Genomic DNA, 19,895 nt, shown 5'->3' with positions numbered 1-19,895 from the left:
CTCCTAACAAGAAGATTATCCAAGAGCAGCTAATGAAATGAATGGTATAGCACGCATTTTCCTGTTAATTTTCTTTTCTGCTTCAATTTCGGTTGCCAATGCTGCCCTCTACCCCGGAGAAATACTTATGGAGGCTGCGGGAGCGGAAACGTTAGTTTACTTTTCAAAAGGCGCCCCATCTAAACCCTTAGTTATTTTTGTTCCTGGAGATTCTCACTTAGCAAGAATTGCGTACGGCTATCCAGGTGGCAAAAAACAAGATTTTTTAAGCTACTGGTTAAATAAAAAAGGCTATTCTTTTTTAGGAATTTCTTATCCCCTAGAAAATCCTGTTTACTCCAAAGTTTATCCTCATTTTTCCATAACTGATTGGGGTGAACAAATTGCCGAGATCGCTAGAAAAATAATTGATGAAAACAAATTGAGCAATAAAATTATCCTTTTAGGATGGAGCATGGGCGGCTCAACTGAACAAACTGTAAGTGCAGCAGCAAAAAAACAGGGACTTAATGTGGAATTATTTATTGGCTTAGCAGCTGTACCTCCACTCCCTTATGTCATGCAATCAGGCCCCTATGAGACTAAGACCATGCGATCTAACCATTTAGTTGATCGTACTGTCCTCTATCCTATGTTTACTCAGATGCTTGATGAACAAAACCGCTATAATAATCATGTCATTATCCCACAGTCCGTTTATTTATCTCAATTTGTGGGCCATATACCTGTTGCAATTGCTGCTGAAGGTTATATTCATCAAAATGGGCAATTGATAAAAAATGTTCAGCAAACCTTAAACGATGGCGGGGTATTTAATTTCGCTACCACCCCCTGGATTGGCCTAATAGAAGATGATGCCCCAGCAACAGCTAAGATCTCCCTGATTGACCCCTCTGCTTGGGACTTTTTAAGAAGTGAAATGATTTACAACCGTTATCTTAAGGGAAATGATTTAAACAAACTCACAGCCGAACAATGGTCAAAATTAGCACATCTGATTGATGAGACACCTGATTATTTAAAACTGAGCGTTCATGGTAATCATTTTTTCTTTGTGGGTGAAAAGGGGGCCTCAGCAAGTGCTAATCAAATTGAAGAGCTGGAGTCGAGAGTTAAAAGTATCAATGAACAATTGCAAAAAATTGTTCCGGAGCATTTTGTCACGAAGATAACTAATTGAGGCGACAACAAACTGTCGTACTGAGCAAAAGCGAAGGACCTCCCGACTCTTGGCAGTAACTCCATCTAGGAGATCCTTCGCTTCGCTCAGGACGACAATCTCGCCGTCATCCCGAGCAAAGCGAGGGACCTCCCGACTCTTGGCAGTAACTCCATCTAGGAGATCTTTCGCTTCGCTCAGGACGACAATCTCGCCGTCATCCCGAGCAAAGCGAGGGACCTTCCGACTCTTGGCAGTAACCCCACCAAGGGGATCTCTCACTACATTCAAGATGACATACTTTATTTTCTATGCTTCATTAAAGCTGAAAAGAACTCAGGCTTATTCAATCCAATGGAGGCAAAAATTTGCGGTACCTTATCCCAACTGTTTTCTTGCTCTATGCTTTGGACCACTAATTCAAAACCTTTGTCTTTGTCAGGGATTACTCCCCATCCATTAATATAACAAAGACCGTGTAGACGTCTCGCTTCAGCATGCCCCAGTTTTTCAGCCGATTGCAAATAGGCTAACGCCTCTTCAAAGAGCAGTTTTGCTTGGTGCTCATTACTTGGGCTTGCGAAAATCCCTTCTTTTTGTAATTCGGTACGAAATTTTGCTTCATCCAGTAATTTTTTGCCCACCTCATATTGCGCTTTGGAATCATCTAAGGTTGAAGCAGTACGAAGACAAGCTCTAACCATTTCTGCTGCATAAGGATAAGATTTATGCCCGATTAAAGACTGGTAAAGGCCAGCCAGCTCATGATAAATAGCCATTTCTTTTGCTAACACTTCATCTTTGGGCTGATTATGGACACGGTGCTGCTGCATTGACTTTATTTTTTTAGTCATTTTTCTAATTTTAAAACGTTTAAGAAACATATACGCTCCTTTAGACAGTTGGAGGTGCAACCAACCATTCAACCAGAGTAACAGCCACTAAGACCAGAATGATAAGAAGAAACACTTTCAATCCAAAACTCAGTGTTTCTTGCATATCCCTTTTAATTTCTGAACGCTTTTCTAATTTCTCTTCATTCAAATGGTAAATTTCATTGTCGATATAGTTTGATGAGAATTGAGAGATGAGTCCAGTAATGATAGCTGGAATAATAAACGTGAAAAAAACCATCCATGCAGAACCAGACTCGGTAAATTCATACGATTCTTTATACCACTCTCGCAAGTTAAGAACGAATTCGGGTACCCCATAACTCCAGTTCCATAAAAGGTATGGCAGAACATAAAAGCCAAATGCAAATAGACTTAAACTCGCTAGCATGCAGACAAGACCTACAACAAAGAGCATGCCATGATGTTGAAACCGATCTCGTTCCATACTCATTTATCCTGGAATTAAACACAGCAAAAAAGCGCTTGATGCGCATTTATCTTATTGATTACAGATACTAATTCATATTTTATTATATACTCACCATAGCAGAAGCTTAGGGACTTGCCAAGGTTTAATAAAATTAGGGCAGGCTAATTTATTAAGGTCGCCTAGCAGCCTAAGAATTAATCCTTTAGAATTCCTCTAGGAGTGTATTTTTGCTTAACGAACGAGGCACATGAATGAAGCGAAATGTTTTCATGATTTCAGATGGTACGGGTATTACTGCTGAAACGCTTGGTAATAGTTTAATTACTCAATTTGAAAGCATTCAATTTGATAAACTTACCATTCCGTATATTGACACGGTGGAGAAAGCTCAGGCAACCGTCGAACGCATTAATGCTTGCTGGGATGAAACTGGAGTAAGACCCATTGTCTTTATGACTTTGATTAATCCCGAAATCGCTCATACCATTGGCAAAGCAAAAGCCCATGTTTTTGATCTTTTTAACACGTTTTTAGGTCCCCTTGAAACTGAGCTTAATGCAAAATCATCGTACACTGTGGGGAAAACCCATGGTGTGGTAAATCAAAAAATATACACCCATCGCATTGAAGCGGTCGATTACGCCATGTCTCATGATGACGGCATAAAAGTGCGGGGTTATGAAAAAGCAGACATCATTTTAATCGGCGTCTCAAGGTGTGGAAAAACCCCAAGCTGCTTATACATGGCGCTGCATTTTGGTGTCCTTGCCGCAAACTATCCCTTCACGGAAGAAGACCTGACCAATTTCCAACTGCCAGAAATACTTAAACCTTACAGGCATAAATTATTTGGTTTAACCATCGACCCAGAGCGATTACGGCAGATTCGCACAGAGCGACGACCCAATAGCACTTATTCCTCCATGGAACAATGCCGTCGTGAAGTGGCCGAAGTGGAAGCCATGTATAAACGCGAAACGATTCCTTATCTTAATTCAACCCGATTTTCTATCGAGGAAATCGCTACCAAAATATTGGCAATAGCAGGTATTAAAAGAAAATTTTAGAGAGGGACTTCTTTGGCACAATTGGAGACAAGGATGAATGAAACGAATGCCTATGAACAAACAAGAGACTACCTCAACCACTGGAATCAGCAGCTTAAGGACCTCATTTTAACCGAAGACTCCAATCTCCTGCATACTTATCAATGCTATTACATCGAATACCCCGAATTCATGCGGCAATTGCGCAATTTCGCTCATCGTGTAGCTTATCAACTGGAACCGCTCGTCATGGAAAATAACCTTGATGCGAATCTACCCAAAGTTGAACATTACAATAGCATTGGTGAGCGAGAGGATCGGGTGATTCATCACCCTGCTTATGAGACTGCTGGAAATATTATTTACGGCTCTGATCTGATGCATTATCTACTCCAACCAGGTCAAATGCATAAGTCCTTGAGTTTGTTTTTTCTTTCCTCTCACGCAGGGGAAGCAGGACATAATTGCCCTATTGCATGTTCGGCGGGTGTCATTCGTGTTTTAAAAAATTATTGCAAATTGGCAGAGACTTCATTTTATTTGGATAAATTAACTCAACCTTCATATAGCCAAAATTACACAGGCGCCCAATTTTTGACCGAGATTCAAGGCGGTTCCGATGTGGGTGTGAACGCTACACAAGCTTATCAGGACGATCTTAAGGCGTGGCGAATAACAGGAGAAAAATGGTTTTGTTCGAATGCAAATGCGGACTTAATTTTAGCAACAGCACGCTATGATCAAAATATAAGCGGCACTAAGGGATTAGGACTTTTCTTAATACCGAGCCGGTTACCAGACGGCAAACCAAATCAGTATAAGCTGCGTCGTTTAAAGCAAAAAATTGGTACCCGATCCATGGCAACCGCTGAAATTGAATTTGAAGACGCACTCGCCTACCCTATGGGAGAGCTTTATCAAGGAATTCACTTAGCGTTAGAAAATGTATTACATGTGTCGCGTCTATTTAATGCTTTTTCTGTGTTAGGTATGGCTCGGCGAGCCTTTCAAACTGCCTATTATTACGCACTCAATCGGCGAGCCTTTAATCATAAAATTATTGATTACCCTCTGGTCAAAGAAACACTTGCCCACATTAAAGCGGAAAACACTGCTTTAATCGCCAGTATTTTCTATATGGCCAACTGCCAAGATGAGCTTGATACTATCCCCTATGAAGAACAACCTAAAGAAAAACAACTGCTCATGAGAACGCTTGCGAACTTAAACAAATACTTTACTGCAAAGCGCTCTGTAGAAAACATTCACCATTGCATTGATATTTTGGCTGGCAACGGAACAATAGAAAGTTTTTCTTCACTACCTCGCCTGCTAAGGGATTGCATTGTTTGTGAAAACTGGGAAGGCACTCATTTCACTTTATGGATGCAAACATTAAGAGATATTGAGAAGTTTAAAGTTGACGAACTATTTCTTGACTATTTGCACCAGCTATTTAATCAGCTAACAAATCATTCAGAACATAAGGCATTCATTAAAGAAAAAATGAACGATTTAAGCAATGCCATTAACACTATGAAAACAATGCCCTCTGCCACGCAAAGTTTGCACATTCAAACTATTGTGGAACAAATGGCCATCCTCCACGCAGCACTAGCCCTGGCATTAGAGATTGAAACGGTTAAACCGCCTAAATCAAAAGAAGCTTCCTTGACTTTATTTATTAATCACTATTTCCGCAAGGATTACCGGCAAGATAGTCATTATTTAGCGTTATTAAACGCCGTTTTAGGAAAAAGCCCGAGTTAACTATCATCATCCTGAGCGTAGCGAAGGATCTGCTATTGCAAATTAAGAGTGGGGAAGCTCCTTCGCTATGCTCAAGATGGCAGTTGAGTTAATTTACAACACCCAAAGTGCCATGAAATCCACTACTGACAGAGCAGTCAATGAATTCGTATCATTCATGACCTCCAAAATGGCGTCAATACGCTCTGGTTTGTAGCGCGTCGCTAAATTGCGTTTGAATTTTTCAAGCAGCACAGGTATACCTTCCTCACGACGTCGCTGATGGCCGATTGGATATTCCACTGTGATTAAATTCGATTGGGTTCCATCTTTAAAAATGAGTTTAATGCTGTTGGCAATGGAGCGCTTTTCTGGATCATGATAATCGCGAGAAAATTGCAAGTTCTCGCTCACGTACATTTTTTCACGCAGTTGATCAATACGCGGATCTGAAGCTATTTCATCCTCATAGTGTTCCGCACGTAAATCGCCATACAATAGCGCCACTGCCACCATGTATTGCAGACAATGATCACGATCAGCAGGATTATGTAAAGCCCCTTGTTTACTAATGATACGGATCGCTGACTCATGGGTTATCAGTTCGATTCGCGCAATCTCATCTAAGCGCTCTTTCACTTGCTCATGTAAGATCACGGCACATTCAACGGCGGTTTGCGCATGAAATTCAGCGGGATAGGACAACTTAAATAACACATTTTCAATGACATAGCTGCCGTAAGGCCTTTGGAATTTGAATGGTTCACCACCAAAAAGAACGTCATAAAAGCCCCATTTGGGCGCACTCAATGCACTCGGATACCCCATTTCGCCGGTCGCTGAAATGAATGCCAGTCGCACCGCTCGAGCAGTCGCATCACCTGCTGCCCAGGATTTACGTGAACCCGCATTCGGTGCATGGCGATAAGTTCTTAAGCTTTGTCCATCCACGAACACTTGCGATAAAGTACGATGCATCATGTCATGATCAGCACCTAATAAAGAGGCGGCTGCCGCCGCACTCGCAACTTTCACTAAAATTACATGATCTAAACCGACTCGATTAAAACTATTCTCCAGTGCCAAGCACCCTTGAATCTCATGCGCCTTAATCATTGCTGTGAGCACGTCTTGCATGGTAATTGCTGGCTTGTCTTCTTTAAGATTTTGCCGGCTAACATAATCAGCCACAGCTAATATCGCACCTAAATTATCTGAGGGATGTCCCCATTCTGCAGCCAACCAGGTGTCGTTGAAATCAAGCCATCTGATCATTGTACCTATGTTAAATGCCGCTTGAACAGGATCGAGCTCATAACTTGTGCCTGGTACGCGAGCGCCACCCGGTAGAACCGCATCGGGCACTACGGGACCCAGCAGTTTAGTGCACTCGGGGAAATTTAACGCTAAAATGCCGCATCCAAGCGTGTCCATTAAGCAGAGCCTAGCAGTTTCATACGCTTGTGCACTTGTGATTTCTTTGTTGAACATATAATCCGTAATACCAGTGATTACGGGGTCATAATCAGGTTTAACGTTATCTTCTACATAAGAGTGCATATTAACCTCTCGCTTCAATAGGAACGTATTTTCTGGGTGCTGGCCCAGTGTACTCAGAACTTGGTCTAATTAAGCGGTTGTCTGCACGCTGCTCAAAGATATGAGCAGACCAACCGGTAATTCTTGACATGACAAAGATAGGAGTAAACAAATGAGTGGGGATACCCGCATAGTGGTAAGCCGAAGCGCTATAAAAATCAAGATTGGGAAATAATTTTTTCTCCCGACGCATGACCGCTTCCACGCGTTCAGAAACTTGGAATAGCAATAGGTTTTGCTGAGCTTGAGCAAGCTTATGAGACCAGGCTTTAATGATGTCAGAACGAGGATCGCATTCTTTATACACACGATGACCAAATCCCATGATTTTATCTTTTTTGGCCAGCATATTCATTAATTCACGCTCGGCTTCATCAGGGCTTTTAAACCGTTCAAGTAACTCCATTGCTGCTTCATTCGCTCCACCGTGTAAAGGCCCTCGCAGAGTACCTATCGCCGTGGTTACAGCAGAATAAAAATCAGCCAAAGTTGCTGCAGTAACACGGGCTGCAAAAGTAGAAGCATTAAATTCATGCTCTGCGTAAAGGATAAGCGAGACATTCATCATGTGGCGCTCAATCTCAGTCGGTTGTCTGTTATGTAAGAGCGTTAGAAAATGCCCGCCCACCGTCGGCTCATTACTCTCAGCGCTAATTTCCCTGTCTTGATAATGGTAGGCATACCAATAACACATCATACTGGGAAACACAGCGAGTAATCGGTCAGCAATATCGTATTGTTGTGAGAAACTTTCTTCTGGTTCTAAAGTCCCTAGCATGGAACAGCCGGTGCGTAACACATCCATTGGATGAGTATTCTTTGGTATTAGCTTGAGTACGGTTTTTAGCGTACTTGGTAAATGCCGTAAGCTGACCAGTTTATCAACGTATGCGTTCAGTTCATTGCGGGTAGGTAAATGACCATAATGCAATAAATAGGCAACCTCTTCAAACGTGGCATACTCAGCTAAATCATCGATCGAATAACCTCGATAGTTTAACCCTTCTCCTTCTTGGCCTACAGTAGCTATGGCTGATTGCCCAGCAATTACTCCAGCCAAACCTGCTGCTGATTTATTGACCATCCTTTCCCTCCATTAATTGGTCTAGTTTCTTTTCATAATCGTTATAACCAAGCACAGCATATAACTCATTGCGCGTTTGCATTTGATCCAACAGACTTTTTTGTGTGCCTTCCCCGTTAATGGCTTTATACACAGACAAAGCGGCATACGACATCGCTCTAAAGGCGCTAAGAGGATATAAAATAAGCTGTACGCCTGCCTCTGCAAGCTCCGTACGACTAAATAAAGGAGTTTTGCCAAACTCTGTAATGTTTGCCAGGATGGGAACGTTAAGATGTCGACTGAATTCTCTGTATTCATCCAGTGTAGTCATTGCTTCAGGGAAGACCATGTCTGCGCCCAGCTCAACGCAAAGTTGAGCGCGCTCAATGGCCGCATTCATCCCATCCACAGCATAAGCATCTGTACGTGCCATGATAACGAAATGCTCATCTTTTCGCGCGTCCACCGCTGTTTTTATTCGATCACCCATTTCTTGCATGGATACGATCGCTTTGTTAGGCCGATGGCCGCAACGTTTTGCTAAAACCTGATCTTCGATATGAATTGCAGCAACCCCAGTGCTCTCCATTAATTGCACTGTTCTGGCAATATTAAAGGCATGCCCCCATCCGGTATCCACATCCACCAACAAGGGAAGCTCACACGCTTGAGTAATTCGTCTTGCATCTTCTAACACTTCAGCCAAACTCGTCATCCCTAAGTCAGGTAACCCATAAGAGGCATTGGCCACGCCTGCGCCGGAAAGATAGATTGCTTTACATCCTACGGATTCAGCCAGCATTGCAGAATAGGCGTTAATTGTTCCTACAACCTGCAAGGGGGGATTCTCTTTGATTAAAGTCCGAAAGTGCTTACCTGCAGAATATGACATCGACGCTCGCTCCTTGATCGGGTGAAAGGCATTTTTATCATGCTACTTACTTGATAGCAACTTTTTTAGGTTATGGCAGGACAGTGTTACAGGAGCCATCCCATGTTAGATCCAAGCCTAACACCCATTAAAGCACTAAATGGCCTTTGGAGTACCATTTGCAATGCCCTGAGAGATAGACTCTGTCATCAAGTACGTCACAATACACTTCACCTTTTCGATAAGAACCTTGAATGGCGTGCAAGGATTTTTTATTAAGACGTTCGGACCAAAAAGGAGCAAGTACACAATGAGCTGAACCTGTCACTGGATCTTCAGCAATATTATGCCTTGGATAAAAACAGCGAGAATAAAAATCTGCCTCAGAACAGCCGGAAGTGAGTATAAGCCCGCGTTTTGGTAATTTTGACAACGCCTTGAGATCGACCTGCGTTTGCATGACTTTATTTTCGTCTGCGAGCAAAATTAAATAATCCAAGTCACTCTCGTAGATACCAATGCAGGGTTTATCAATTAAACCTGCAATCAGTTCAGGTGTTGCACTTGTCATGTACGTTAATCGAGGAAAATCTAATGTATAACGATCACCCTTTTTCTTAACCGAAAGCAAGCCGCTTAAGCTAGAAAAATTCACTGTATCGCCTTTAATTTTACCTAGATCATGCAAAGCAAATCCAGCCGCCAAAGTAGCATGTCCACATAAACTAATTTCTCCCTTAGGCGTAAACCAGCGGATATGAAAGCCATGCTCGTCCTCGATAACAAAAGCGGTCTCGGATAAATTATTTTCAACTGCAATGGCTTGCATGAGTTCATCGTTGAGCCATTCACTGAGCAAACAAACTGCTGCAGGATTACCGTAAAACACTTTGTCAGAGAAAGCATCGATTTGAAAAATTTCAATGTTGTGCATAGCTGCTCCTCATTAGGTGAACTAATGGTTCGCAAGAGTAACGATCTCGGCTTGGATAAGCAAGACTTTCTTAAAGAATCGATGCCACATGAAGCCCCATTGCATCATGCGGCTTATTCTTATACTCGGATAAAATGGAGGGAAGGCTGTTGAGTGGATATTTTCACTTCAGGCCAGTCAAATGTCACTTCGTCAACCTCTAGCAACTCGATCGATAAGGGAAAAAAATTATTTCTATGGCTTTGCAACAAAAGAGAAAGATCTCTTAAAATAACTAAAATATCAGTCATTAATTGAGTCGCATCCATTCTGTTAGTTTCATGCATGATCGTTGAGCAGTTCTTGAGTACGAGCTCTAAGCTTGCCTCGGTATGTATTTTTTCCATAATAACTCCATTTATAGGCTCAGGTTTAAAGTATAGAACAAGAAAACAAAAGCATTTTTTTAAGTCGCAGAAAGCGATGACACACTGTCTTATCTTCCACGAAATTTAACTTAAATTTTTGATAATTGCTTTAAGCAAGAAGCGAGCCGGGGATAACGATTGCACCATCGCCTGCGGTAGAAAACTCGGTTCATTGTTAATAAGCGCCGCTAACCATTCAGCAGACAGAGGAACAGTCGTCAATCCTCTGGAGCCAAACCCAGTGCAAAGAAATAAACCGGGCAAAAAAGCCCCTGCTTCAGGGATCCATCTTTTGGCATTCGTCGCCAACGCGGCAAAACGTGATGGGAAAATTGTGGGATCAGGAACTGGCCCAACCATAGGTAAGTAATCCGTTGTCGTTGCCCTCACGCCTACCCAATTGTCTTTGATTTCTAAAGACCAGGCAATGGATGCAGGTAACTGGCTCAGTTTATTTAGATTACTTACGTCGTCCGCAGAATAACTTGCTCTATCCGTAGAATCCAAGTGATAGCTAGCCCCAATAGCATGTCCCCCTCCATAAGCTGGCAGGACATGTCCATTTCCACACAAGGGAATTTTTAGTGCTGTACTCGCTTTATTACTTGCAATCCTAGTCATTTGCCCGCGGATTGCTTTTAACGGTAAATGGGCTGTCTGAATGAATTGCTTTGCTTGATAACCATTGGCAATCACCAATACCTCTGCTAAATGCTCCCCTACGTGCCATTTTTTCTCTTCAAAATGCAATTCCGAAATGAGAGTATTTGGATACCAATCGATTCCTGGGGTCTGACAGAGTTGCTCACATAATGCTTGAGAATCCATCCAGCCGGAATAGGGAATGTATAAACCACCCATTGTCAATTCGATGCCTGCTATCGTTGAAGCTTGTTGTGCATCGACGAGCCGACCCAGCTCGGGGTAAGAAGACAGCCATGAGCCTAAACTTTGCTGTGCGGCAGACTCTCGCTCATTGAAAGCAAATTGCAAGATACCGGATAATTCACCTATGGATTTTTTGTTTAATAATCGCCGGTATGTACGGCAAGCAAATAAAAAAGCCGTTAGCATAAATTGCGTCAGGGGCGAACGATAGGCAGATAACTTTGGGTATAAAACCGCCTGCTTATTGCCCGAAGCACCTTGCCCTACTTCATTATGCGCATCGATTAGACTCACTTGCCACCCCCGCTTTGCCAAGGCGTGAGCGGTATAGCATCCTGCAAGACCAGCCCCGAGGACAATAGCCTTTTTAGCCATTGCTGGTTGTGTTGGATTAACATGCCAGGGTGTGCAACGAAGTTTTTTATTACTCGGACTTGACTCAACAAACTGAGCAGTAATCATTTCTCGCTTGGATCCAAACCCTCTTACCTTATCCACATTAAATCCGGCTGCTTGCAAATTATTTTTAACCGAAGCTGCGGCAGAAAAAGTAGCCAATGTTGTGCCTGGTTTGGATAAAAGTCCAATGATTTGCAGCAAATCGTCAGACCACATTGCTGGATTTTTAGCGGGTGAAAACCCGTCTAAAAACCAAGCATCAACACTATTTGTTCTTAACTCCCTCTCCAATTTTGCATCGCCGCAAACAAGGAGTTGTTTGTAACACGCTGTCGCATCGCCTAGCATAAGGATGAGATTAATTCTTCCTGCCTCAAAAGATAACCAATGAAACCCAGGCGTTAAAATAGGATAATTGTCAATTAAAGCACTGGCTTGTCTTTTCAGCGCAGGCCACTGTTTTAAACAACGTTGCAAATCATTTTTTGTCAATGGGAATTTTTCACAGCTGAAAAAATGAAGCCGGGCCGATTGGGGTGCTTGTTCGAGCCATAATGACCAAGTGAGTAAAAAATTAAGTCCTGAACCAAAACCTGTTTCTGCAATGACAAACGTTTCCTGTGTTAAATTTTGCCACCGTTCTATGAGGTTATTGCCCTCGATAAAGACATGTCGAGTTTCTGCCAACCCATTTTCCTTCGAAAAATAAATGTCATCAAAGGCGAGTGAAAACGGTAACTCATCACACCATGATATTTTTGCCGCTTCAATAGGAACAAAAGAACTACTCACGAATATTACTCTCTCTTAACTTAAGTATATGACAATACCATATCCATCCGTATTTTATTCTCATTTTTCCTGGTATTCATTTTGCACGTTTCAGGTTTAAGCTGTATAGTTATGGATCATGAAAATTTAAATTTATGCAGCTTGGGAGCCAATAATGCATAATAAAATCTATTTAACCGGCGTTGAGAAACGTCCAGGTAAATCGTTCGTTTCCCTCGGATTCCTATCCATTATAAAGGAACAACAAAAATCCCTACGCTGTTTTAAATTATTTTCTGAATCAGATGAATCTCAAATTCCCTTGTTAGAAGACATCGCACAGCAAAAGATAACTCCTCTTATGAAGGTCAATCAAGCCATTTCCATGATGCGGACTCAACCTGACGATTTAGTTGCAACAGTCCTTGAAGCAACCAAAACACAAGGAAATGATACGTTCACCTATTTTGAAGGCACCGATTTTGAAAGCGATAATGATGTCTTTGAGTATCAATTTAATTTAACTTTGGCTTATCAATTAAATTGTGAAGTGGTGCTCATGGTTTCTGCCAAAAATAGAACGTTGGAACACACGCTTTCCGTGTTAAATACTGCCATTGAAGTGAGTAAAAAAAATCACGCTCAGGTGATAGGAATTATTATTAATCAAGTTGATAGTCTTTATGAAAATGAAGCAAGCAAACTTTTTCACAATCATTTTCCCAATCTTCCTTTTATTGCGATCATTCCTGAGTTCGAACAATTAGCGAATCCCTCAGTGCGGGATATCGCACAAAAATTACAAGCCGAAGTTCTTTTGGGAAAATCTGAACTGGATCGGTCTGTCAGGCAATTTTCTATTGCTGCCAAAACAGTGGCTAATTTCTTAGAATCACGTCTTGATCGAAGCGGAATGCTCATCATTACGCCTGATGATCGCATTGATATTTTACTCGGCTCCTTACTCGCTGACCAATCTGCTTATTATCCTAAAATTGCAGGGCTTGTCTTGACCAATGGGGAACGACCAGGACCCGTTATTCTTGAAATCATTGCTGGACTTGAAAATCCTTTCCCGGTACTGCTAACACAACTTAAAACCTATGAGACAGCAACTACTTTGTTTTCAGCCAAATATAGTTTATGCAAAGCCGATCCGAAACGAGTAAAACAAGCAATAGAGGCGATGCGCCCTTACTTTACTGAACCCTTGAAGAGATTACTTAGCGACACCTCCTACAAACCTCAACTGAGTCCAGCGGTATTTTTATACGAATTAATTCATAAAGCGAAACAAGCAAAGCAGCATATTGTTCTTCCAGAAGGCGCAGACCCTCGCATATTGACCGCCGCGGATTACCTATTAAAACGAGAAGCTGTGCGCATTACTTTATTAGGAAAGCCCGCGAAAATTCACCTTCAAGCAAAACGGTTGGAGTTAGATTTGCCGGGCATTCATATCATCGATATCGAAACCTCAGAGAAAAAAGAGAGCTATGCAAAGCAATACCATCTTTTGCGACAACATAAAAATGTTAATTTTCCTATCGCGTTAGAACGCATGACGGATGTGAATTATTTTGCAGCAATGATGGTCTACAATGGCGATGCCGATGGCATGGTATCCGGTGCAACTCATACAACAGCCGATACCGTTCGCCCTGCTTTGGAAATCATCAAAACAAAGCCAGGCGTCGCCAAAGTGTCTTCCATTTTCATTATGTGCATGCCCGCTCGAGTATTAATTTATGGGGATTGTGCGATTAATCCAGAGCCTGACAGTAAAACCCTTGCAGAAATTACGCTCCAAGCCGCTCTGATTGCTAAAAATTTAGGGCTGGAACCAAGAGTTGCTTTGCTGTCTTATTCCTCCGGTGATTCCGGCAAAGGAGAAAGTGTCGAAAAAGTGGCAAAAGCAATGGAAATAATCAAACAATTACAACCCGACTTGTTGGCCGAAGGGCCTATCCAATACGATGCAGCAGTGGATTCTCAAGTGGCAGCAAAAAAATTACCCCACTCTAAGCTCGCAGGAAATGCGAACGTCCTGATTTTCCCTGACCTAAACACAGGAAATAATACTTACAAAGCAGTACAACGGGAAAGCGGTGCCCTTGCTATTGGCCCAGTTTTATTGGGTTTAAATAAACCCGTTAATGATTTAAGCCGCGGGTGTACACCGGAGGATATTATTAATACCATTTTAGTAACCGCTATTCAGGCACAAGGAGACCAATGAAATGAACATACTCACCCTTAATGCCGGTAGCTCTTCAATCAAATACAAAGCATATCAAGTGAACAACGAACAACTTTCTCCATTAGTTTCAGGATTAATTGAGGGGATTGGGGAGTCTTCAGGGGAGTGGCATCACACAAAAGAAACTAAATCTTCGGAGAATCACCATTTTAAAACTCATGAGCAAGCTTTTGCTGCTTTAGCACATAAACTTTACCAGGATTTAGCTGATCATCCTATCCAAGGGGTGGGGCACCGAGTGGTTCATGGAGGAAAACAGTATTTTGAACCCACTATCATAACCAGCGAAGTGCTCACGGAAATTCGTGCCCTCGCAAAACTGGCGCCAATCCATAATCCTGTTAATGCCGAAGGCATTGAGTTTGCAATGCAATATTATCCTGAAGCGGTGCACGTGGCTATTTTTGACAGTGGCTTTCATCACACGATGCCATCTTATGTCCGTCAGTACGCGATTAACTCTGACATTGCAACCCGTTATCAAATTCAGCGTTATGGATTTCATGGAATTAATCATGAATACGTCGCTCAACAAGCGGCTTTCTTTTTAAACAAACCGCTCTCATCGTGTCATTTTATCACGCTTCATTTGGGAAACGGGGCCAGTGCTTGCTTAATTAAAAACGGTCAATCAATCGATACCTCCATGGGCATGACTCCCTTAGCGGGTCTTATTATGGGTACCCGTTGTGGTGATATTGATCCGGCCATTGTTTTATACCTGCAACACCAGGGTATGAGTAGAGCAGAAGTGGATACGTTATTGAATAAGCGCAGTGGCTTAAAAGGTATTGCTGATGAAAACGACATGCGCAAACTTGTAAGCCGAGCCTTAGCACGCGATGAGTCTGCCAAACTCGCCATCGACATGTACGTTTATGCGATCCAAAAAATGATTGGTGCTTATTATAGCCAGCTAAGTAAGCTAGACGCCTTAATTTTTACGGGCGGCGTGGGTGAAAACGCTTCGCTGATACGAGAAAAAATTATTACACCGCTTCAGCATTTAGGCTTGGAATTAGACGTTGAATTAAACACAACCAACACTCCTGAATCTTGCCGTAAAATCTCTAAATCACACAGTCCGATTTTAGTAATTCGCGGCGATGAGGAAGCACTTATTGCACAAAAGGTGGCACTTTTATGCAGCTAATCGTTGAAAACCGATGTTTGCCCAATGCACTCCAACCTATCAGCAGTCAGTTTTCGTCTTCGTCATGCCCCTAACCTATTAGCAGCGTCTCAAGCTCCCTACTCGCCTTCTGATAAAGCTGCCGTGCAAAATTATAGTTGACAGCGGTAAACTGTTCTTTGATTGCCAACACTTTTTCAATAGCAAGTCGAGCACCGTATTGACTCACCACTTCCGCTGCAGCCTTGTTTGCCAACTCCACAGCCAATTGAGGAGCATAGCCATGAGTAATTGCATAAAGATAAGCCCCAGCAAAAAGATCACCTGCACCCACGGTATCGATGGCTATAGCTGGTGTCGTCGGAATAGCCACCGTTTCCCCATCAATGGATAACATAGCACCTCGACTGCCACAAGTGACCACTAAATGCTTCGTAAACGACTGCAATAATCCAATAGCGATCTCTAAATTATCCGTTTGGCTGAATAATAGCGCTTCTTCTTCATTGCAAAACAGGAGATCTACTTTTCCGTCAATGATAGTGAGTAATTCGGGTTTAAAATAGCGAACCATATTAGGATCTGAAAGCGTCAAAGCCACTTTTGTGTTCGTTGTTCGCGCATGTTGTCTTGCGGCTAGCAGCGCCTTTCTCGCCGTGGGAGAGGTCACCAAATACCCTTCAAGGTAAATAAACTCTGAGTCAGCAATTGCCTCTAAGTTAAGTACTTCGGGGCATAGTGTTTCAGAAATACCTAAGTGCGTATTCATGGTTCTTTGCGCATCCTGAGTTACTAAAACCAAACACTGCCCTGTTACCCCAGGGGTCAAGGTGTCTAAAGTTAAATTGCAATCCAGACCTAAGGTGGTTAATTCTTGCAAAAATAACCTGCCGGCTTCGTCATCAGCTACCTTACAACTGTAAAAGCCTCGCCCGCCAAATTGGCTTAAGGCAATCATGGTATTGGCGGCGGAACCACCACATCCACTGTGACAAAAGGATCCCGCTAATGCACTCAGCAAACGCTGATGCGTTGCTTCATCAGTAAGCGTCATCACATTTTTTTCTATACTCAACGCCTGTAGAAACTCCTCATCCACAAGTGCATCCCGGTCTAATAAAGCATTACCTATTCCGTACACATGATATTTCTTCATTAGGCCCTGACTCCAACGAGGCTACCTAATACTGCTTCGGCAGCAAGGTGCGTTAGTCGGATTTCCTCGCTTTGATGAGCAGAAGATACAAATCCCGCCTCGTACATCGAAGGAGCAAAATACACCCCTTTTTGCAACATGCCATGGAAAAACTGTTTAAACAATACTTCGTCAGATGATGCAATGTCCGCATAATCAAACACCTGCTGTTTATCATTAAACCAAAATCCAAACATGCCTCCCAAAGAAGCACAATGAAAAGGAATATTAAATGATTCGGCAATTTCAGTGAGACCATCGATCATCGCTTGGGTATTCGCAGAAAGTTGCTCATAAAAACCAGGCTTCTCCACTTCATTTAAAGTCGCTAAGCCAGCTGCCATTGCCAATGGATTACCTGATAGCGTTCCAGCCTGATACACCGATCCTTCTGGAGCAAGATGGGACATGATTGTTGCTTTTCCTCCAACCGCACCCACAGGCATTCCACCGCCAATGACCTTGCCTAAGGTTGTTAGATCAGGCTTAATGTTAAACACTTGTTGCGCGCCGCCCAGTGCTACTCGAAAACCAGTCATTACTTCATCAAAAATAAGTAAGCTATGATGCGCATCACAAAGTTCACGCAGACCGTCCAAAAAGCCCGATTTAGGTAACACAAATCCCATATTCCCTGCGATGGGCTCCAAAATAATGGCTGCAATATCATCCGGATATTGTTCGAATAAACGTGCAACTTGTTCAAGACTATTGAAGTCCGCGGTAAGCGTATGCTCGGTGATGCTTGCAGGAATCCCTGGCGTCGAAGGGATTCCTAGAGTTAACAAGCCAGAACCTGCTTTAACAAGTAAACTGTCGTTATGCCCATGATAGCAACCATTGAATTTAATGATTTTATTTTTTCCCGTATATCCGCGAGCCAATCGGATTGCGGTCATTGTGGCTTCAGTCCCTGAATTAACCATGCGCACTTTTTCAATATTGGGCATAATTTCGACGATTTTTTGCGCAAGTTTGACTTCCAGTTCCGTCGGTGCACCAAAACTCATGCCGCTATGTAACACTTCGGTAACCGCAGCAACAACTGATTGGTGGCAATGGCCAAGAATAAGGGGGCCCCAAGAACCCACATAATCGATGTAAGACCGGTTATCTACGTCGGTCAGGTAAGCCCCCTTTCCTTGTTTAAAAAAAACAGGCTCCCCACCTACTCCCTTGAACGCGCGTACAGGCGAATTGACTCCTCCAGGAATAATAGCTTGAGCTTGGGCAAATAATTGATGGGAATTGGTCATGACTACTCCGTTGCCTAAAATTGAGAACTATTTTACTCTATTTCTTGTCACTGACAAAATTTAGAACTTAAGCTTTACAACAGGGCTAGCAATAGCTAAATTAGCCCTCTTTCAATTCAGAGCAAAAGCAATGCAAGAATACAAAAAATATATTTGTGTCATATGTGGATTTATTTATGACGAAGCCGAAGGTTGGCCAGAAGATGGCATTGAAGCCGGAACCCGATGGGAAGACGTCCCAGAAAACTGGTTTTGTCCTGACTGTGGTGCGGCAAAAGAAGATTTTGAGATGGTAGAGATAGAGTAATCATTGTCATCCTGCAAAGCATGTCATCGTGAGTAAAGCAATGTCATCCCGAGCAAGGCATGTCATCCCGAGCGAAGCGAGGGACCTCCCGACTCTTGGCACTAATTGAACGAAAGGAGATCCTTCGCTATGCTCAGGACGACAGGAAGGAAGCTCAACTCAGAATGAAGGGAGATCCTTCGCTACGCTCAGGACGACAGGAAGGAAGCTTAGAACAAATAACCTACGGTTTAACAACCACCAACAACACAATCCCCATTAACAGCACTGTGGGTAGCTCATTAAATATCCGATAAAATCTAGCCCTTTTACGGTTTTTATCTTGGGCAAACTGCTTCAAAAAATGACCACATGTCAAATGGTATACCCATACTAAGATAACTAAACTTAATTTGGCATGAAACCAAGGTGCTTTTAAATAATATTGCCAATTATAGCTTGTTAACCAAACGCCAAGAAAAGTGGTTATCAATGCTGCTGGCCAGGTTATACCGTAGTAAAGGCGTCGTTCCATTATTTTAAAACGTCCAATACTTAATTGATCCATCGCATCGGCATGATAAACAAACAGTCTCGGTAGATAAAAAAGCCCAGCGAACCAAGCCACCATTGCAATAATATGAAACGCTTTGATAACTAACATGCTATTCTCTTCTTTTCCTATTTTTTCGACGGGAATGCCTTAAAAGATTAAGGGATTCGACGCCTAAAGAAAATCCCATAGCAAAATAGAGGTAAGCCCTCGGTATATGAAAACCGAAACTGTCTGCAATCAAGAAAGTACCAATTAAAATTAAAAAGCTTAACGCTAACATTTTAACCGTGGGGTATTTTTCAATGAAGCGACTCACTGGTTCGCTTGCGTAGATCATGACCAAAATCGCGCAAGTGATTGCCGCCGCCATTATCGTAAAACGGGACGTCAATCCGATTGCAGTGAGTACGCTGTCCAAGGAGAAAATAATATCCATCAAGGCCACTTGAACCACGACGCCTTTAAATGACACAGAATGCACATGCTCTTTTTTATATTCGACTAGATCTTCCTCTAATTCATCATGAATTTCTTGTGTTGCCTTAACGATTAAAAAAATTCCTCCCGCAAATAAAAACAAATCACGCGCGGAGAAAGAAAATTCAGCAATACTAAACAGAGGACGGGTTAATTTGGATAAACCCACTGCAGTCGCCAACAGCATTAATCGTGTAATCCACGCAAAAGTTAAACCCCAGCGTCTCGCTTTTTTCCGTTGTTCTTTCGGTAATTTTTCCGTCAGAATCGACAAAAAGACCAAATTATCTATGCCGAGGACTATTTCAAGGATGATTAGGGCAAAAAGGCTAACAATAATGTCTAAAAATTCCATTTGAATGCATAGCAATAATTTTAAAGGCCATATTGTCTACTTAACTAAGAAAAAGGTAAATCCTTTCTCACCGATTCTTTGAGCAGGATAATATTCGATTAAATGCGACCGCCCTTTGGAATTTGTGATTGTATTTCACTTTTGCAGGTATTTTAGCTATAAT

General features: G+C 42.3%; 18 protein-coding genes. 6 read left to right on the top strand and 12 right to left on the bottom strand.

All coding sequences use genetic code 11. The features are described from left to right. The first annotated feature begins 37 nt into the window (after window positions 1–37). Complete coding sequence (locus tag B5D33_RS04340) at window positions 38–1,180, top strand: alpha/beta hydrolase family protein (RefSeq protein ID WP_058452292.1); 1,143 nt, start codon at window positions 38–40, stop codon at window positions 1,178–1,180. Window positions 1,181–1,461: 281 nt separating this feature from the next. On the opposite strand, the gene B5D33_RS04335 is transcribed toward B5D33_RS04340, so the two are convergent. Both B5D33_RS04335 and B5D33_RS04330 read right to left on the bottom strand, forming a co-directional pair. Continuing rightward, a complete protein-coding gene (locus B5D33_RS04335) occupies window positions 1,462–2,043 on the bottom strand; it encodes an SEL1-like repeat protein (protein ID WP_058451773.1) in 582 nt (193 codons plus the stop codon). A gap of 10 nt (window positions 2,044–2,053) precedes the next feature. Beyond that, window positions 2,054–2,506, bottom strand: a complete 453-nt coding sequence (locus B5D33_RS04330) for a hypothetical protein (protein WP_133140993.1) — start codon at window positions 2,504–2,506, stop codon at window positions 2,054–2,056. A gap of 230 nt (window positions 2,507–2,736) precedes the next feature. Between B5D33_RS04330 and ppsR the strand changes: the two genes are divergently transcribed. Both ppsR and B5D33_RS04320 read left to right on the top strand, forming a co-directional pair. Further along, entirely contained in the window at window positions 2,737–3,552 is an 816-nt protein-coding gene (gene ppsR / locus B5D33_RS04325; protein WP_058451771.1) for a posphoenolpyruvate synthetase regulatory kinase/phosphorylase PpsR, read from the top strand. Window positions 3,553–3,585: 33 nt separating this feature from the next. Next, window positions 3,586–5,301, top strand: coding sequence for an acyl-CoA dehydrogenase family protein (locus B5D33_RS04320; RefSeq protein ID WP_058451770.1), 1,716 nt, complete (start codon window positions 3,586–3,588; stop codon window positions 5,299–5,301). A 93-nt stretch (window positions 5,302–5,394) separates the two neighbouring features. Here B5D33_RS04320 and B5D33_RS04315 read toward each other — a convergent pair whose 3' ends face one another. The 6 genes from B5D33_RS04315 to mnmC form a co-directional block, all read right to left on the bottom strand. Further along, on the bottom strand, window positions 5,395–6,840 hold the full coding sequence (locus tag B5D33_RS04315; protein ID WP_058451769.1) for a bifunctional 2-methylcitrate dehydratase/aconitate hydratase: 1,446 nt from the start codon (window positions 6,838–6,840) through the stop codon (window positions 5,395–5,397). A 1-nt stretch (window position 6,841) separates the two neighbouring features. Continuing rightward, window positions 6,842–7,963, bottom strand: a complete 1,122-nt coding sequence (gene prpC, locus B5D33_RS04310; protein WP_058451768.1) for a bifunctional 2-methylcitrate synthase/citrate synthase — start codon at window positions 7,961–7,963, stop codon at window positions 6,842–6,844. Then, complete coding sequence (gene prpB / locus B5D33_RS04305; protein ID WP_078767332.1) at window positions 7,953–8,837, bottom strand: methylisocitrate lyase; 885 nt, start codon at window positions 8,835–8,837, stop codon at window positions 7,953–7,955. The genes prpC and prpB overlap by 11 nt, the downstream gene beginning before the upstream one ends. Before the next feature lie 127 nt (window positions 8,838–8,964). Further along, window positions 8,965–9,750 carry a PhzF family phenazine biosynthesis protein gene (locus tag B5D33_RS04300; protein ID WP_058451767.1) on the bottom strand — a complete coding sequence of 262 codons (786 nt, stop codon included), beginning with the start codon at window positions 9,748–9,750 and terminating at the stop codon, window positions 8,965–8,967. 119 nt (window positions 9,751–9,869) lie between these two features. Continuing rightward, the gene (locus B5D33_RS04295) at window positions 9,870–10,136 is read right to left on the bottom strand and encodes a hypothetical protein (protein ID WP_058451766.1); all 267 of its coding nucleotides are present in this window, start codon (window positions 10,134–10,136) and stop codon (window positions 9,870–9,872) included. 105 nt (window positions 10,137–10,241) lie between these two features. Then, window positions 10,242–12,236 (bottom strand): bifunctional tRNA (5-methylaminomethyl-2-thiouridine)(34)-methyltransferase MnmC2/FAD-dependent 5-carboxymethylaminomethyl-2-thiouridine(34) oxidoreductase MnmC1, encoded by a 1,995-nt coding sequence (gene mnmC / locus B5D33_RS04290; protein ID WP_058451765.1) that lies wholly within the window; start codon window positions 12,234–12,236, stop codon window positions 10,242–10,244. A gap of 154 nt (window positions 12,237–12,390) precedes the next feature. Here mnmC and pta point away from each other — a divergent pair, with 154 nt between their 5' ends. After that, complete coding sequence (gene pta, locus B5D33_RS04285; RefSeq protein WP_058451764.1) at window positions 12,391–14,454, top strand: phosphate acetyltransferase; 2,064 nt, start codon at window positions 12,391–12,393, stop codon at window positions 14,452–14,454. Window position 14,455: 1 nt separating this feature from the next. Then, window positions 14,456–15,628 carry an acetate/propionate family kinase gene (locus B5D33_RS04280; protein WP_058451763.1) on the top strand — a complete coding sequence of 391 codons (1,173 nt, stop codon included), beginning with the start codon at window positions 14,456–14,458 and terminating at the stop codon, window positions 15,626–15,628. 70 nt (window positions 15,629–15,698) lie between these two features. On the opposite strand, the gene B5D33_RS04275 is transcribed toward B5D33_RS04280, so the two are convergent. Both B5D33_RS04275 and hemL read right to left on the bottom strand, forming a co-directional pair. After that, on the bottom strand, window positions 15,699–16,763 hold the full coding sequence (locus B5D33_RS04275; RefSeq protein ID WP_065239984.1) for an adenosine kinase: 1,065 nt from the start codon (window positions 16,761–16,763) through the stop codon (window positions 15,699–15,701). Beyond that, window positions 16,763–18,058, bottom strand: coding sequence for a glutamate-1-semialdehyde 2,1-aminomutase (gene hemL, locus B5D33_RS04270; RefSeq protein ID WP_058451762.1), 1,296 nt, complete (start codon window positions 18,056–18,058; stop codon window positions 16,763–16,765). The genes B5D33_RS04275 and hemL overlap by 1 nt, the downstream gene beginning before the upstream one ends. Before the next feature lie 130 nt (window positions 18,059–18,188). On the opposite strand from hemL, the gene B5D33_RS04265 reads away from it, so the two are divergent. Beyond that, window positions 18,189–18,365, top strand: coding sequence for a rubredoxin (locus tag B5D33_RS04265; protein WP_058451761.1), 177 nt, complete (start codon window positions 18,189–18,191; stop codon window positions 18,363–18,365). A gap of 223 nt (window positions 18,366–18,588) precedes the next feature. On the opposite strand, the gene hemJ is transcribed toward B5D33_RS04265, so the two are convergent. Further along, window positions 18,589–19,008 carry a protoporphyrinogen oxidase HemJ gene (gene hemJ / locus B5D33_RS04260; RefSeq protein ID WP_058451760.1) on the bottom strand — a complete coding sequence of 140 codons (420 nt, stop codon included), beginning with the start codon at window positions 19,006–19,008 and terminating at the stop codon, window positions 18,589–18,591. 1 nt (window position 19,009) lies between these two features. Next, window positions 19,010–19,732: a TerC family protein gene (locus B5D33_RS04255; RefSeq protein ID WP_058451759.1), complete on the bottom strand. Its 723-nt coding sequence runs from the start codon at window positions 19,730–19,732 to the stop codon at window positions 19,010–19,012. Window positions 19,733–19,895: the final 163 nt, after the last annotated feature.

Source organism: Legionella maceachernii, assembly GCF_900167045.1.
Lineage (GTDB): Bacteria > Pseudomonadota > Gammaproteobacteria > Legionellales > Legionellaceae > Tatlockia > Tatlockia maceachernii.
This window is presented reverse-complemented; position numbering and strand designations above follow the sequence as displayed.